The 15,838-nt window shown below is 30.4% G+C and carries 11 protein-coding genes; 4 read left to right on the top strand and 7 right to left on the bottom strand.

Annotation, left to right across the window (positions count from 1 at the left end; all coding sequences use genetic code 11):
• Positions 1–43: 43 nt before the first annotated feature.
• Complete coding sequence (locus HXZ74_RS16505) at positions 44–2,473, bottom strand: TonB-dependent receptor plug domain-containing protein (protein WP_286476421.1); 2,430 nt, start codon at positions 2,471–2,473, stop codon at positions 44–46.
• 1,069 nt (positions 2,474–3,542) lie between these two features.
• Between HXZ74_RS16505 and HXZ74_RS16510 the strand changes: the two genes are divergently transcribed.
• Both HXZ74_RS16510 and HXZ74_RS16515 read left to right on the top strand, forming a co-directional pair.
• Positions 3,543–3,932 carry a hypothetical protein gene (locus HXZ74_RS16510; protein WP_038336715.1) on the top strand — a complete coding sequence of 130 codons (390 nt, stop codon included), beginning with the start codon at positions 3,543–3,545 and terminating at the stop codon, positions 3,930–3,932.
• 317 nt (positions 3,933–4,249) lie between these two features.
• Positions 4,250–5,746 (top strand): fibronectin type III domain-containing protein, encoded by a 1,497-nt coding sequence (locus HXZ74_RS16515; RefSeq protein ID WP_038336714.1) that lies wholly within the window; start codon positions 4,250–4,252, stop codon positions 5,744–5,746.
• Positions 5,747–6,348: 602 nt separating this feature from the next.
• Here HXZ74_RS16515 and HXZ74_RS16520 read toward each other — a convergent pair.
• A complete protein-coding gene (locus tag HXZ74_RS16520; protein ID WP_280062303.1) occupies positions 6,349–7,353 on the bottom strand; it encodes a hypothetical protein in 1,005 nt (334 codons plus the stop codon).
• Between the two features lie 131 nt (positions 7,354–7,484).
• Between HXZ74_RS16520 and HXZ74_RS16525 the strand changes: the two genes are divergently transcribed.
• Positions 7,485–8,297, top strand: coding sequence for a WG repeat-containing protein (locus tag HXZ74_RS16525; protein ID WP_286476423.1), 813 nt, complete (start codon positions 7,485–7,487; stop codon positions 8,295–8,297).
• Positions 8,298–8,334: 37 nt separating this feature from the next.
• On the opposite strand, the gene HXZ74_RS16530 is transcribed toward HXZ74_RS16525, so the two are convergent.
• The 3 genes from HXZ74_RS16530 to prmC form a co-directional block, all read right to left on the bottom strand.
• Complete coding sequence (locus HXZ74_RS16530; RefSeq protein WP_038336711.1) at positions 8,335–8,898, bottom strand: GNAT family N-acetyltransferase; 564 nt, start codon at positions 8,896–8,898, stop codon at positions 8,335–8,337.
• A gap of 54 nt (positions 8,899–8,952) precedes the next feature.
• Positions 8,953–9,480 carry a hypothetical protein gene (locus HXZ74_RS16535; RefSeq protein WP_052217947.1) on the bottom strand — a complete coding sequence of 176 codons (528 nt, stop codon included), beginning with the start codon at positions 9,478–9,480 and terminating at the stop codon, positions 8,953–8,955.
• Positions 9,481–9,602: 122 nt separating this feature from the next.
• Positions 9,603–10,427, bottom strand: a complete 825-nt coding sequence (gene prmC / locus HXZ74_RS16540) for a peptide chain release factor N(5)-glutamine methyltransferase (protein WP_038336710.1) — start codon at positions 10,425–10,427, stop codon at positions 9,603–9,605.
• Positions 10,428–10,519: 92 nt separating this feature from the next.
• Between prmC and HXZ74_RS16545 the strand changes: the two genes are divergently transcribed.
• Entirely contained in the window at positions 10,520–10,852 is a 333-nt protein-coding gene (locus tag HXZ74_RS16545; RefSeq protein ID WP_160279610.1) for a DUF3060 domain-containing protein, read from the top strand.
• An 88-nt stretch (positions 10,853–10,940) separates the two neighbouring features.
• Here the strand turns inward: HXZ74_RS16545 and HXZ74_RS16550 are convergent, their stop codons facing one another.
• Entirely contained in the window at positions 10,941–11,957 is a 1,017-nt protein-coding gene (locus tag HXZ74_RS16550; RefSeq protein WP_286476424.1) for a PTS sugar transporter subunit IIC, read from the bottom strand.
• 80 nt (positions 11,958–12,037) lie between these two features.
• The gene (locus tag HXZ74_RS16555) at positions 12,038–15,499 is read right to left on the bottom strand and encodes a methylmalonyl-CoA mutase family protein (RefSeq protein ID WP_286476426.1); all 3,462 of its coding nucleotides are present in this window, start codon (positions 15,497–15,499) and stop codon (positions 12,038–12,040) included.
• Positions 15,500–15,838: the final 339 nt, after the last annotated feature.

Here is a 15,838-nt window from a genome sequence, read left to right on the forward strand (position 1 = left end):
TTTTTGAGTTTAATAATAATTTACAATTTTTAAAAAATGTAGCTTAACTTACACTGGAAAATTCAGGGGGATATCCACTTGGAATATACGTATCCATCATCAAGTTATAATTTAGATTTGAATTAGTATATGATTTATCATTTTCATAAATTCCTATATATGGGAAAGACCCTATGACTCCTCCTATAGACACACTTGGTTTTTCATAAATAGGAATATCATTGTAATATTTTGTTTTAAACCAAGCACCACTTAAGGTAAATCGTGTATTAATACCTTTGAAACGTGGTGTACTATACTGAAATTCTATACCTTCTTTATCCGTCACACTTCCGTTCTCTATCGTTGTAAAAGCTGCATGTTCTCTTACAATAGTGTATGGCACATTTGTTAAATCTGGTCCGTTTGCTGTCCAATTGTTAAGATCTACTTTCGTAGCATCATATTTTTTATATGAATTAACTCTGAAATTATTGAATGGTCGAAAACCATTGTTCATATTTTCTTTGTAATAGGTAATCGAGAAGTTATGTTTATTATAAGAAAAATCTGCTCTAACTTCTTGCTTAATATTTTTTGCTGCAGTTATATTTTTATTTTCTAATGATTGCACATACGTCATATAATTTATGTAACGATAACGTGCATCATCATGATAATAATTTAACTGAACATAGTCTGTAAACTGTTTATTAGGATATAAATAATAAGTTGTTGGTTGCTTATAAAACAATCCGTATCCTAATGTTAAATCAATTTGAAGTGGTTTTCCTGCAATCATAAATTGTGGTAATCCATACTGAAAATTAAGACGTGGTTCTGCAAAAACCTTATCGCTTATCGTATAAGATTTATCCACACCTAAAAGCTTACTTATACGTAAACCTCCATATAATGTAAATGAGTGTTTATTTAATTTATAATCGATACGATCTCCTATAAAAGCAGCAATATTTTGTGTTGCAGGAATATCACGAAATGCTCTAGGACGCGTAGTCATACTAGGAGATGGAGGCTGTGTAACATCATACACATCTCCTCTACCATTATTTTTGCTATAACGCCAATCTAATCCAAGTTCGTAAGTGTTAATTAAGCCTATAAAACTCTTTTTACCAGATGTTTGTAATTGCGCGTTCAAATCCAAAGGTTTACCATCTGTCATATAATCAGATACAAAACTAGTTGCTGCAAAAATCCCTACACTTTCTCCTTCTTCAGTTGATAATGGTAAGGCTCTTGGTCCCGAATATTGTATGAATTGTCTTTGTTCTATACGATCAAAACCTTGTCTAATAGATGTATTTAGAGTTACTAAATCAAAAAATGATTTTTTAGGAAGTTCGTATGTAAAATTATTTGTAACTGTAAATTTTCTTGTATAAGATTTATACCTATCTGTTGGTGCATAAGCATTATCTGGATCAATACTAACATTATCTAAAGTGCTAGAAAAATCTAAATTAGATCTCCATCTCAACGGATTATTCCATAATTTAGTTTTTAAATCAGATCGCAATGATGCTGTAACACGCTGATAATTCTCTTGATCATCGCTTGGATCTTCTTTCGCGTTTAGGAAATCGACAGATGTATTTAACTTCCAGTTATCGCGTAGACTAAATCCTTTACCTACATAATATTGTTTACTAAAACCATCTACTTTAACACGTGCTTGTAAAGGAGTTACACCTATTTTTCGTTCTATTTTAATTAATCCAGACGTCAAGTCACCATAAGCAGCCGACGGAATTCCTCGTATTATCTCTACTTTTTCTATGTCATTCGTCGAAATGCTTCGCATATCAATCCCTGTCGAAATCGTATTTCTACTTTTTGGAGCTGAAGAAAATGCAAGTTGATTTAACGAACGTTGCATATCCGAATTGGAATTGATAATATTGTCATCAACCATAAACTGTACTCCTAAAGACGATGTTTCATAACCACCTACAGTTGGTCTTTCAGAACTTTCTCTAATCAAAGCAACATTAGTCGTTGTAAGATTAGGTTGTTTGGCTAATCCACCAGGTAAAAGCTCCATCAAATCAGAAAAACTAGATGGTTGTAGATGTTCCATCGCTTTTCTATCTATTACAGATTTAGATGTCAATCCTTTGTCTTCTTTTGCAGTAAAAACAACTTCTTGTAAAGCAATTTCTTTAGAGACAAGCACATATGTTAACGTTCTGTTTTTGGTAAGATCTATGCTAACATTTTTATCTTCATATGCTATATGAGAAATTTTTAAACTATAATTACCAATTGGTAAAGTTATTTCGGCAACTCCATTTTTATCTGTTCGAATAGATTTACTATTGTTGATAATGACATTTACATCTTGTAATGCTATACTATCACTGTCTATTACATGTAATTTTAATTGCTGATTGATATTTTGAGCATTTGCATTTGCACTAAAAACTACAACTACAAGCACATATCTAAACTTCTCCAATAAATTACCTAACATTCTCTTCTCAAATTAGAGTGCGAATATAGAATTATTCTAAATAATTAACAATTTATTTAGACTAATTATTAATAAAGGCTGAAAAAAGGACCATTACATGAACAATTTTGTATTGATAGAATTTATCATTATTAAGATACTAGATTTCTCATCTGTTCTCACTTCTTCGGAATGACAACTCGGATTTTGTCATTCTAGGCTTGTCTCAGAATCTCATACTATACTTTCTAACCACAATAGAAACATAGATTTATTAAGTTCTACTTGATACGCTTAACATTTTACGTGTTTTTCTTTCTTGCTGTCACATTGAGTGGATTTCGTTTAATAGAAAAAGAAAATAGTATCTAATTTTCTTTTTTTCTTTTTTTCTTTTTTTCTTTTTTTCTTTTTTTCTTTTTTTCTTTTTTTCTTTTTTTCTTTAAACTTTTAACTTAATGCAAAATTTGATTTTCGACGATCAAAATTAGTTTCAGTCACTTAATGTTTTAAATAGAAATTTAGCGGGTTCAGAATTATTTATGAAACCAAATGATATGCTAAAATTTGGAAAATTGGTTTTGAATAAAGGGGAAATATGAAAATAATCAAATTGTTTCTTCAAAATGGATTGAGGAATTTACTTCTGAACAAGTAAAATTAGATTCTTGGGATGTTTTACCAAATGCAAATGGTTACGGCTATTATTGGTGACGAATAAAAACAAACGGACATCAAGTTTTTGTAGCAATTGGTTGTGAAGGACAAATGATTTGTATTATTCCCGATTTATAAATGGTAATTGTAACAACTTGTTTTCTTAATTATAAAAATAGAGGAAGAATAAAACCGAAAAGACTACACGATTTTATTGATGAAATAACGAAATAAAAAAGCCTGAAGATAGTATTAATGCTGGTTTTGATTAGATTGCTATTTTTATCAAATACGTCAATAGCTATCCACATTCGTATTTTTTGTAGCTTTACAAATAATGGAACAGCTTTGGCTTCGTTTGGCTCTGAATTGTACATTTGCTCAACTTAATCCGCACTTCGCCAATATTGCCATTTGAAAAACAAACGCAACAATGAAAGACAAATTCAGAAAAGCTGTAGAAAACAAAGACGAACAAGAACTTATTAAGTGTCTAAATTTTAACAATTTAGATAAGCTTGACAGCAATTGTTTCGAGTATCTTGAAAAAGCTCTAAAGGAAACTTGTCATAGTCAGCACGAAGATTTAGTCAACACAATTTACTTAGAAAATTTGAGAGACGATAGACTTGTTGAACCGATTTTAAATATTGCGATTGATAGAGAACATTTCCGATGGTATGATGATGAATTGGAGGCAACTTTGAGAAAATGTGTTCATGCGCTAAAAACAATTAACTCAGACATTTCTAATAGTGCTATAGAAAAATTAAAAGAATTAAATAATGAAAACGTAAAATATGTGCTTGAGATGTACAAATGAAACAGCATATAACAAGATAACTGTTCACAACTCCAATTTCAGGTACAAAAACACGGAATAGTATAAATAACAACCTTTTTAAAAGTGATTTTAAAGAGGTTGTTTATTTTACACAACATGGTATACAATATAATTTTATTTGTATATTTGAGTTAAATTTCACTAAATGAAAATATAGATGATTTACTACGAAAGTCACCGTATTTTACTTCGTTAAAAAAATATTGGTTGTAATATTTAAACAAAAATTTTGTTAATTATTTAGTATTATCCTTTATTTATTATTGTAAAAGTATTTTTTCACCTAATTTATAAGAATGCAGTATATTAAAATATTTCTTTTTTTTTCAATTGGCTTTTTGTTTTCTTGTTCAAACGACGACGATAAGTTAGATATAAAAGATGATGTAACAAAAGAAAATCTAGCTCCAAGAAACTTTGAGATAACAATTAAAGATGTGACACATTCTAGTGCTAAAATAATTTGGAATGCTGCAATCGACCCCGATAATGATCCTGTCAAATATGATATTTATCTAGAAAATGTTAAAATTTTTTCAGATATAAATAATTTGGAGGTTGAATTTCAAAATCTAGAAGAATTAAAAAATTACTCTGGTTATATAATAGCAAAAGACAGCCATGGTAATGAAACAAGAGAATATTTTAAATTTATAACTTTCAAATATTATCTTAAATTTATGAAAGATTATGATTATGGTCCAAGTAAATTTCATGGAGAATTATCATCAATTACCTTAACAGAGGATAATCATTATTTGGTTTCTGGCATATTCTCTCGTTCGGTATTCGTATTTAAAATTAATGCTGAAGGTGATTTAATTTGGAATAAATATTATACTTTTTCAGATCCAGATTTTTATCAAACATTAAATAAACCTGTTGAAATAATAAATTCTAATAATGGATCTATTTTTACTTACCAACACTATATAGTTCAATTAGATAAAGATGGAAATAAAATTTGGCAAAAAGATTTTAGAGAAATATACGGATACAATCAGTACATTTTATTAGAATCTTTAAAATATGATCAACAAAATAATTTGGTTGTTGTTGGAAATCATATGAGTTCAGAGTTTATGGATGACATAAAGGGTGTTGCAGTTAAATTTTCTCCAAATAAAAACATATTATGGCATAAGTCATACGAATTAGATTATTATAATAATATTTTAGATTTAGCATTTGATCAAAATAATAACATAATGATGTTTGGAGATACTCGCCTTGAAGATCAAAATGGCACATATTCTAATGCTAAATTTTGGTTGTTTAAAATTGATACGAATGGTAATAAAATATTCGAAAAAAAATTTGGTGATGGTTATTGTTTTCCAATAAAAATAATTAATACAAAGGATAACAATTTCATTATTCAAGGACATTGGTCGGGAGCTTATGACAAAAGATTTGATCTTATAAAAAAAATTGATCAAAGTGGTAATTTTATATGGGAACACACTTTCCAATCAGATGAAATTGTACAATTTTCGGTTACTGAATTATCAAATTCAGATATTTTGGTTACAGGTCAAGATTCTTATAATCGATCTATGGGATTCTCAAATATAAGATACATTAATTTATCTCCAGATGGTAAAAAGCTATGGCAAAAAACAATTGTTTTTGATTATTCATACACAGGAGGTGTTGATGTCTTAGCGACAGATGATGGTGGTTTTACTATGATTTCAGATTTTGTGAAGATAGATTATAATTATTACTCAATGTACCCTAATGCTAAAATTCTTTTATTAAAATCTGACCCTTTTGGAAAGATAACAATGTAAATTTATTTTAATAACGAATTAACATATCAACATTGTTTAAAAGTCAAGTTTCTATTTGGCATTTTATTTAATTTTTTGCCATAAAAATCAAAAGGAAATCCGTAAAATTTTAAAGAATACACATGTATTATTTTCTGAACTTTGCAGATAAAATATCGAACGGATTTGGAGAAGAAATACAATATACAAGAGTTTGCCGAATACACCAATATAAAAGTCGTTAAGAATCATCAGATACACTCATAGATAAGATATGCATCCCAATTCCGAAAACAATCAGAGCCTATCAGATTGATTTCTAACTATTGGCTATTAATGTTTTTTTCAATAATCAAAATACTCTTTTCAAAAGCGAACGATGTCATTCTGGACTTTCCTCAGAATCTCATCATATTTGTTATTCTTAACATAATAGATTGCTCATCCGTTCTCACTACCTCGGAATGAAAATAGTTTTTTTCATTCTGAGGTAATGAGAAAATTAATCTTAACCTGAGTCTTAAGATCAATCCTATACTCCACCCCGTATCAATAGGGGATTTATTTTAAAAACTATCCCCTTGAGAGATTGTAGATGTGTTTTTATTACAATATAATTTGATTTACTGCCAAATGTACTTCTCTCCTAAAGCTAATGTAGATTTTATAATGTAGTTTCCTTCATCATTTTTCTCTGTAAGAACTAAAATAGGATAATATTCACCAGCAGGTATTAGTTTCGTTATATTAGAAGTAAAACTTAATTTTTCAGCTTTGGTATTTCCTGAAACTGGATAGACATCAAAATTTAATAATTCAAATCCATCAATTTCTTTTTCATTAACTATATTTTGTTTTGAAAAATAAACCAATAGCTTTAATTTATTTGTCGGTTTAGAGTTTAAATTTTGAATTGAATTGTTGATTCCATCTACGGTAACCATCAAAGTATTAAAATCAATTTCTAATTTCCAAATACCTGCTAATTTTAATTTTTTATTGGCATTTTCAATATCTAAAGAGCTTTCTACAGGGGTATAGATATCAGATAAAGTGGCATCTATATCCTTTGTTGAAGCCAAAGTATTATCTTCTGTTACTTTTGGTAATTCAACATTTTGTATAACTTTATCTATCAATATATTATTAGATTCTAATGAAATTTTATTGCTTAGTACTTTATAGTTCAAAATAGAACCAGATTCTTTTTCTTTCAATAATAAAATTGGTGTATATTCTCCTTGCGATAAAGCTTGTACATCAGCCCCTTTGAATGTTACAATCACATTATTGAAACTAGTTCCGTTACCTTCTAAATTCCCTAATTGTGCATTTGTATTGATTTTATTCGGTAAATTATATAAATCTACAGATGTTTTTGATGGAGCAAAATATAAATCAAGAAATAAAGTCTGACTTGTTTTGTTAGAATAATTTGTCAATTTTCCTCCAGAAATTTTATAGTTAGATGTATTTCCGTCGTTAGAAATTTTCCATATTCCTTCAAAAGAATAATCTTTATTAATTGTAGTTGGTAAATTAGTAATGTTTATACTATCTTGTTGAGCAGCAACAAAACTACTCGCCATAACAGTTGTGGTTAAAAATAGTTTAGTAAAAATATTCATAGGTTATACTTTAAGCTTTCTCACAAAAATAAGAATTAAATTTACAAAAAGTGTTTAAAATCGGATATTTTAAAATTTATATATAAACTATTAATTTTTGATTAATTAATTTTGCGTCGAATTATAGAATTATGACTAAAATATCACCAAAAGATACCGACCAATTTGACGATTTTGTTCACAAGGAAACAACGACATTTGAAGAATTAACTGTTTTCGATCGCAACAATTTGGCACCAATATCTATTGATAATCAATTTGGTTTAATAGATAAAGAAGGAAATGTAATTATTCCATTCGAATATCAAAAACTTGTGCTCACAACTGTTAATGCCTACAGCGCGCAAAAAGAGAATAAGTGGGGAATTATAACAAAATCTAACCAAACTTTGATTCCGTTCGAATATGATTTAACGAGTGATTTTATTGAGAATATTTGTGCTGTAAAAAAAGACGGAAAATGGGGTTTTATTGATTTATTAAATCAAGTTGTGATCCCGTTCGAATATGATGGTTGTACAGATTTTAGAGCTGGTTTGGCTGGAGTTGAAAAAGAAGGAAAATGGGGAATGATTAATAAAAATAATCAGTTGATTATAGCTTATCAATACGAATATTTAACACCTGTCGATCAAAATTTTGCAACTTTTGGAGAAGCTACTTCACTAAAAATTGAGCGTCCAGATATATTAGCTTATTTTCCATATTTCTTATCAAAAGAGAATTATTTGATGCATTTTGGCTTAATTTCAACCAAAAACGAACAAATTTTAAATCCAATTTCTGAATTACCAATTTTAGAAAGTTTCGAAAATCAAGCTGTTATTCGTCAAAATTATCAATTAGGTTACTTAAAAGATGGAAAAGATTTTGTAAAATTTGAACAATTTACAATCGATCCGTACGAAGAAAAAATCTTAACTCAATTAGGGGTAATGAAATAAAAAAAGAGCTTTGAAAAAAGCTCTTTTTTATTATCTATTATTTTGGTTTGTATTGCATATGTTCATGATTTTCGTTCATCAACATTTTTTCTCCTACCACTTCAAAACCTTTTCTTTCGTACAATTTCTTTGCATTCGGGTTTGTAAAGTCAACCAATAAACCTAAAGTTTTACCTTGCTTATTTCCTATTTTATCAATCAAATAATCCAATATTTTAGAACCTATTCCTTTTCCTCTAAAATCTTCGGAAACTGCAATGGTATCAATATATATTTCACCTACTTGTGTTTCATCTTGCGGATGAATAATTTGGTTATAATCATTTTTCAATAATTCTAAAACAGGTTTTCGAAGTTCTTCTAATTTTCCTCCATCATAAAAAGTTGTTGTTCCAGCAAATTGCTTATCATATTCTACAACAACTGTATTTTGATAACTATATTGATTTTCTTCTTGTTCAATTAATTTTTTCAAGAAGTTAACTCCTTCTTCATAATCTGTTTTTCCGATAAAATCATAAACGATTTTATCCATTGCTAACATCATCAATTTTGCAATTGATAACGCATCTGTCTTTGTTGCTTCTCTAAAATTTAACATAAAAAAATAGCCTTGAGATTTCTCAAGGCTAAGTTAGCAATAATTATTTTGAAATTATTTCGCTTTTAATTTATCTAACGTATTGTTATATCCTTCTTTTGCTTTTTCTCCAGCTTCTTTCGCTTCTGCTTTCACATCTTTTGCTGCCGCATTAATATCAGCTTTTGCATCTTTTGCAGCTGTATTGATATCTTCTTTCGCTTGCGAAGCTTTTGCATCTACTTTATCTACTGCATTATTCACTCCATCTTTTACATCTTGAGCAGCATTATTTACAGCAGCTTTTGCATCAATCCACGCTTTATTAGCATCGTCATAAGCTTTTTGTGCAGCTTCTGTTGCAGCTTTATCACCTTTCGCTTTTGCTTCATCTAAAGCTTTTTTTGCTTCATCTACTTTCGCTTTTGCATCAGTTTCTGATAATGTAGTTGTTGTAGTTGTCGTTTCTTTGATAACAGCCGTAGAATCGTTCGCTAATGAATCTACAGTTACATTAGTTTCAGTTGTTTTTGAAGTTTCTTGTTTACAAGAAGTAGCAAATGATAATGAAGCAACTGCCACTAATACAAATAATTTTTTCATAGTTGTTTATTTAATTGTTTTAATAATAGAATCAATTCTAACAATTTTAATACCAAATTGCGAACGATTATTGAATTAAAATTAAATCTTTTCAGAAAATAAAACAAGATTTTTATAAATAATTATTGATTAGAAGCACTTAACATACGATCATTTCCAGAAATATCTTTGTGAATAATTACATTTTGATAAAACTTTTGGAATAATTGTTTTGTTTCTTCTCCCAAATATTGATTGATTTCGCAATAAATTTTTCCATTCTCTTTCAAATGATTTTTAGCAAAATCTATTACTCTTTCATAAAAAATTAAAGCATCATCATTTTCAACAAAAAGCGCCAAATGAGGTTCAAAATTTAAAACATTTTGATGCATTTCTTCTTTTTCAAGATTTCGGATATAAGGAGGATTTGAAATAATCACATCAAATTTCTGGTTTAATTGAATGTCCTCCAGTAAATTATTCTGATAAAAATTTATATTAACTTTTAAAGTTTCAGCATTTAATTGTGCTATTTTCAAAGCATTTTCAGAAATATCTAATGCAGAAAATTTTGCATTTGGAAATAATTTTGCCAACGAAATAGGAATACATCCTGTTCCTGTCCCTAAATCAATCATAGAAATATCTTGATTTTGAGCATAATCATTTCTAATTAATTCGACCAATTCTTCCGTTTCAGGACGAGGAATTAATGTATTCTCATTTACAAAAAAGAAATCATTATAGAAAAAAGCTTTTCCAGTAATATGCTGTATCGGTTGACCTTTTTTTAATTGTTCTATATCGGATAAAATTTCAGTCGTTAATTCAATTTCAACTTGGCTAGATAAATCAAGATTCAACTTATCTTCTACATAAATCATGAAAATATGAGAAGCTTCTTCTTTATCATATAGTAATTCCAATTTATCTAAAAACAATTGTTTTAGCTCAACTAAAGTCATTCTGTTAAATTTTTGTAAAGTTAGATTTTATTAATTGAAAGTGCACGATTCTTGATTTCTAAAAAGTAACCAAAAAATAAATCACAATGAAAATGAATAAATTATTATGTGCTGTTACGATGTTATTTATTAGTCACCTTTCTTTTGCACAGATAGAAATTGATGGAAATAATAAAAAACTAACGTTAGATTGTAAGGGACAAAAAGTAGAAGTTGGTGGAAGTGGACATGTGATCAATTTGAAAGGAGATTGTACTAAAGTTGAGATCATGGGAACAAATAATACAATATCTGTTAATGGATTAACTTCTGCTGAATTAGCTGGCGAAGGAAATACATTATATTATCGTAAAGCTTTATCTAAAAATGGTAAATTACCTCAAATAATTGAGGGAAACAACAATACAATTATCAAAAAGCAGTAAAAATCTTTTCATTTATTATGTCTTTAATAGTTAGAATCTCTTTCTTAATTGTATTATTAAAGAAAGGGATTCTTTATTATTTTAATGTTTAACCCAACTTCATATCACCGTCTTTTATCCAGTTTTTCTTTTTCATAAAAATGTAAATTAAATATGAAATAATTGCTGGAGCAATGATTTGCAAAATCAAGATTGACGTTAATATATATGATGTATCGTATTTCGATTTCATAGCATTGAAAGTTCCTATTTGAACAACTAAACCGCAAGAACCCATCCCCGATTCTAAAGCTGTATTTTCCATATTGAAATAAATAATTGCAATTGGACCAATAATAGCTGAAGCCAAAGTTGGCGGAATCCAAATTTTCCAATTTTTATAAATATTAGGTACTTGCAGCATACTTGTTCCTAATCCTTGCGCTAAAACACCTTTCAAACCATTATCTTTAAAACTGATTGTTGCAAACCCAATCATTTGAGCACAACAACCTATTGTTGCAGCACCAGCAGCTAAACCATCTAATTCTAACATTAGACACAGAGCAGCCGATGAAATTGGCAAAGTCAAAACCATACCAACAATTACAGCAATTACAATTCCCATTATCAAAGGATTTGAATCGGTTGATAGCATAATTATTTCACCAATCCATTTCATCATTTGTTGAACAGAAGGACCAATGATTTGTGCTAAAATTACTCCAACCAAAACAGTAATAATCGGTGTAATGACAATATCTATTCGGGTTTCGCCTGCAACCATTTTTCCTACCTCAACCGCTACAATTGTCGCGATGAAAACGCCTAAAGGCCCACCTAATTGATACGCTGCAATTCCTACAACTGCTGACGAAAATAACACCAATTGAGGTGCTCGTAAACTATAAGCAATCGCCAATGCAATCGCAGGTCCTGTCGCTTGATTTGCAACTGGCCAAACAATATCAGTTAAAAAAGAAACATTTAATTCTTCACCAATGGTTTTCAAAATTGTACCAACCAATAAAGTTGCAAATAAACCATAAGCCATTGCGCCCATTGCATCGATAAAATATCGTTTTGCAGAAATTTGTATATCTTTTTTGAGTAGGAAATCTTTCATGTTTGAAATTTACAAATTAATTAAAAATAAATAAGCCTTGTCTTTCGACAAGGCTTAAAACAATATTATAACTATATTTCTTACATATTTCTACGATACTGTCCACCTACTTCGAACAAGGCAGAAGTAATTTGTCCTAACGAACAAACTTTGGTAGCTTCCATCAACACTTCAAAAATATTTTGATTATTAACAGCTGCTTGTTGCGCATCTTCCAATGCACTTTCAGCTTGTTGTTCATTAATTTTATTCAAATTTTCTTTAGTTTGAATTTGGAATTGTTTTTCCTCCTCTGTCGCACGAATTACCTCCGCAGGAACCACTGTTGGCGAACCTTTTGAACTTAAGAACGTATTTACACCAATAATTGGGAACGTTCCGTTGTGTTTCAATGTTTCGTAATACAATGATTCTTCCTGAATTTTAGAACGTTGATACATCGTTTCCATCGCTCCTAAAACGCCTCCACGCTCTGTAATACGATCAAATTCTTGTAAAACTGCTTCTTCAACTAAATCTGTTAATTCTTCGATAATGAACGAACCTTGAATTGGATTTTCGTTCTTTGCTAAACCTAATTCTTTGTTGATAATCAACTGAATAGCCATTGCTCTACGAACCGATTCTTCTGTTGGCGTTGTAATTGCTTCATCATACGCATTGGTATGCAATGAGTTACAGTTGTCATAAATTGCATATAAAGCTTGTAAAGTTGTACGAATATCATTGAAATCAATTTCTTGTGCGTGCAATGAACGACCCGAAGTTTGAATATGGTATTTTAACATTTGCGCACGTTCATTAGCTCCGTATTTATTTTTCAAGGCTTTTGCCCAAATTTTACGTGCCACACGACCAATTACCGAATATTCTGGATCGATACCATTCGAGAAGAAAAACGATAAGTTTGGTCCAAATGCATTGATATCCATTCCACGAGATAAATAATACTCAACATACGTAAATCCGTTTGCTAACGTAAAAGCCAACTGCGTAATAGGATTCGCTCCTGCTTCTGCAATATGGTAACCCGAAATAGAAACCGAATAGAAATTACGTACATTTTGGTTAATGAAATATTCTTGCACATCGCCCATTAAACGTAACGCAAATTCAGTTGAAAAGATACACGTATTTTGTGCTTGATCTTCTTTCAAGATATCTGCTTGAACCGTTCCACGAACTTGAGCTAATGTATTTTTCTTGATTTCAGCATAAACATCCGCAGGTAAAACCTGATCTCCCGTTACACCTAAAAGCATCAATCCTAAACCATCATTTCCTTCTGGTAAATCACCATTATAACGAGGTCTTTCCAAACCTTTGTCTTCGTAAATAGCTTTGATTTTTGCTTCAATTTCAGTTTCTAAACCATTTTCTTTGATGTATTTTTCACAATTTTGATCGATTGCAGCATTCATAAAGAAACCTAACAACATAGGTGCTGGTCCATTAATCGTCATCGAAACTGAAGTTGCTGGATGCGATAAATCGAAACCAGAATATAATTTCTTCGCATCATCTAAACAACAAATCGAAACTCCGGCATTACCAATTTTTCCATAAATATCAGGACGATGACCTGGATCATTTCCGTATAATGTTACCGAATCAAACGCTGTAGACAAACGCTTTGCAGGCATTCCTTTCGAAACATAATGGAAACGACGATTGGTACGCTCTGGCCCACCTTCTCCCGCAAACATACGCGTTGGATCTTCTCCTTCACGTTTGAAAGGATATAATCCTGAAGTAAAAGGAAACTCTCCCGGAACATTTTCTTGTAAAACCCAACGTAAAATATCGCCCCAAGCTTCGTACTTTGGCAACGCAATTTTTGGAATTTGTAAGTGTGATAAAGACTCAGAATGTGTCTGAATTTTAATTTCTTTATCACGTACTTTAAATGTATAAACTGGATTTTTATATTTATTTACCTTTTCATCCCAAGTCGTGATTACTTCCCAGTTGAAAGGATCTAAATTCATTTTTAATTTATCAAATTCAGCTAAAAGAACTTTAACTAAATCAGCATTTTCAGTTCCAGAAATCTCGATTCCATGTTGAGAAATCGTTGGTTTTTTTCCAGAAAGTGTTTCAATTGTTTTGAAGAAACCATATAGTTTTTGCGCAACATCTCTCTGCGCATTTGCACGCACATCATACCCACGGTTATTCTCTGCAATCTCAGACAAATAGCGCGTTCTTGAAGGTGGAATCACAAAAATCTTTTCAGACATTTCTTTTGTAATTTGAAAAGATGATTTCAAATCTGCACCTGTTTTTTCTACTACTTTATCAATGATTGACTTGTATAATTGATTGGTTCCTGGATCGTTAAATTGAGAAGCAATCGTTCCAAAAACAGGCATTTCATCAGGATTTACATCCCACAAATTATGATTGCGTTGGTATTGTTTTTTTACATCGCGCAAAGCATCTAAAGCACCACGTTTATCGAATTTGTTAATCGCAACAATGTCAGCAAAATCTAACATATCAATCTTTTCCAATTGCGTTGCAGCACCAAACTCTGGCGTCATAATGTACAATGAAGCATCAGAATGATCTAAAATTTCGGTATCTGACTGACCAATTCCAGAAGTTTCTAAAATAATCAAATCATATTTCGCCGCTTTCAACACTTGAATTGCTTCCTCTACATATTTCGATAACGCTAAATTTGATTGACGAGTTGCCAATGAACGCATATAAACACGAGGATTGTTAATAGAATTCATACGAATACGATCGCCTAACAAAGCACCACCCGTTTTCTTTTTCGATGGATCGACAGAAACCAAAGCAATTGATTTTTCTGGAAAGTCAATTAAGAAACGACGCACTAATTCATCAACCATCGACGATTTTCCTGCTCCACCTGTTCCCGTAATTCCTAAAACTGGTGCAGATTTATCAGCAACTTTATCGAAATCAAATGCTTTTAAAAAGTCTTCTTCACGATTTTCAGCCAACGAAATTAATCGCGCAATCGTCGTGATGTCTTTATCTTCTAATGATTGATACACATCTTTCCCCACTGGCAATTCCAAAGGTCCCGTCGGAAAATCTGCTTTCTCTACCATATCATTAATCATTCCTTGTAAACCCAATTCGCGACCATCATCAGGAGAGTATAAACGTGTAATTCCGTAATCCATCAATTCCTTGATTTCAGATGGTAAAATTACACCTCCACCTCCACCTACGATGCGAATATGACCTGCTCCTTTTTCTTGAAGCAAATCGTACATATATTTGAAATATTCGTTGTGCCCTCCTTGGTAAGATGTCATTGCAATTGCATTTGCATCTTCCTGAATCGCTGTATTTACAACATCTTCAACCGATTTATCGTGACCTAAATGGATCACCTCGCAACCCGTTGCCTGAATGATACGGCGCATAATATTGATCGACGCATCGTGCCCATCAAACAAAGCCGCTGCTGTTACAATACGCACTTTATTTTTGGGAGTGTATACTTCTTGTATTGGATGTACAAACTTTTCTTTCTTTTCTTCTTGAGTAATTTGTGACATTTATTTGTGATTTTGATTTTTTTATGACTCTTGCTAAGATAACATAATTTTAGACGTTATTAAAAGCATGAAATTATCATATTTAATAAAATAGTTTTAATTTATTAATAAATCACTAATCTTTCTTTTGATTTATTCACAATATATCATTAACTTTAAAGAGACTATTTAGAACTCTCATTATGAATACTTATTCCCTAAAAAACCTTTCAGACCTGTCAAGACTAGATGAACAAATGATTGTTTTATGGAATAAAAAGTATGGATATACTAACTTAGTTGGGAGTAAAAGTTAAGCATAAAACCTTAATTTTAATATATGAAAAGAATCCGTAAAAT

Origin of the sequence: Empedobacter sp. R750 (assembly GCF_030324345.1) — a bacterium.
Lineage (GTDB): Bacteria > Bacteroidota > Bacteroidia > Flavobacteriales > Weeksellaceae > Empedobacter > Empedobacter falsenii_C.

Coding starts and splice junctions, on each gene's coding strand:
- HXZ74_RS16520 (WP_280062303.1), bottom strand. CDS start 7,353: ATGAATATTTTTACTAAACTATTTTTAACCACAACTGTTATGGCGAGT.
- HXZ74_RS16505 (WP_286476421.1), bottom strand. CDS start 2,473: ATGTTAGGTAATTTATTGGAGAAGTTTAGATATGTGCTTGTAGTTGTA.
- HXZ74_RS16515 (WP_038336714.1), top strand. CDS start 4,250: ATGCAGTATATTAAAATATTTCTTTTTTTTTCAATTGGCTTTTTGTTT.
- HXZ74_RS16510 (WP_038336715.1), top strand. CDS start 3,543: ATGAAAGACAAATTCAGAAAAGCTGTAGAAAACAAAGACGAACAAGAA.
- HXZ74_RS16545 (WP_160279610.1), top strand. CDS start 10,520: ATGAATAAATTATTATGTGCTGTTACGATGTTATTTATTAGTCACCTT.
- HXZ74_RS16525 (WP_286476423.1), top strand. CDS start 7,485: ATGACTAAAATATCACCAAAAGATACCGACCAATTTGACGATTTTGTT.
- prmC (WP_038336710.1), bottom strand. CDS start 10,427: ATGACTTTAGTTGAGCTAAAACAATTGTTTTTAGATAAATTGGAATTA.
- HXZ74_RS16535 (WP_052217947.1), bottom strand. CDS start 9,480: ATGAAAAAATTATTTGTATTAGTGGCAGTTGCTTCATTATCATTTGCT.
- HXZ74_RS16550 (WP_286476424.1), bottom strand. CDS start 11,957: ATGAAAGATTTCCTACTCAAAAAAGATATACAAATTTCTGCAAAACGA.
- HXZ74_RS16530 (WP_038336711.1), bottom strand. CDS start 8,898: ATGTTAAATTTTAGAGAAGCAACAAAGACAGATGCGTTATCAATTGCA.
- HXZ74_RS16555 (WP_286476426.1), bottom strand. CDS start 15,499: ATGTCACAAATTACTCAAGAAGAAAAGAAAGAAAAGTTTGTACATCCA.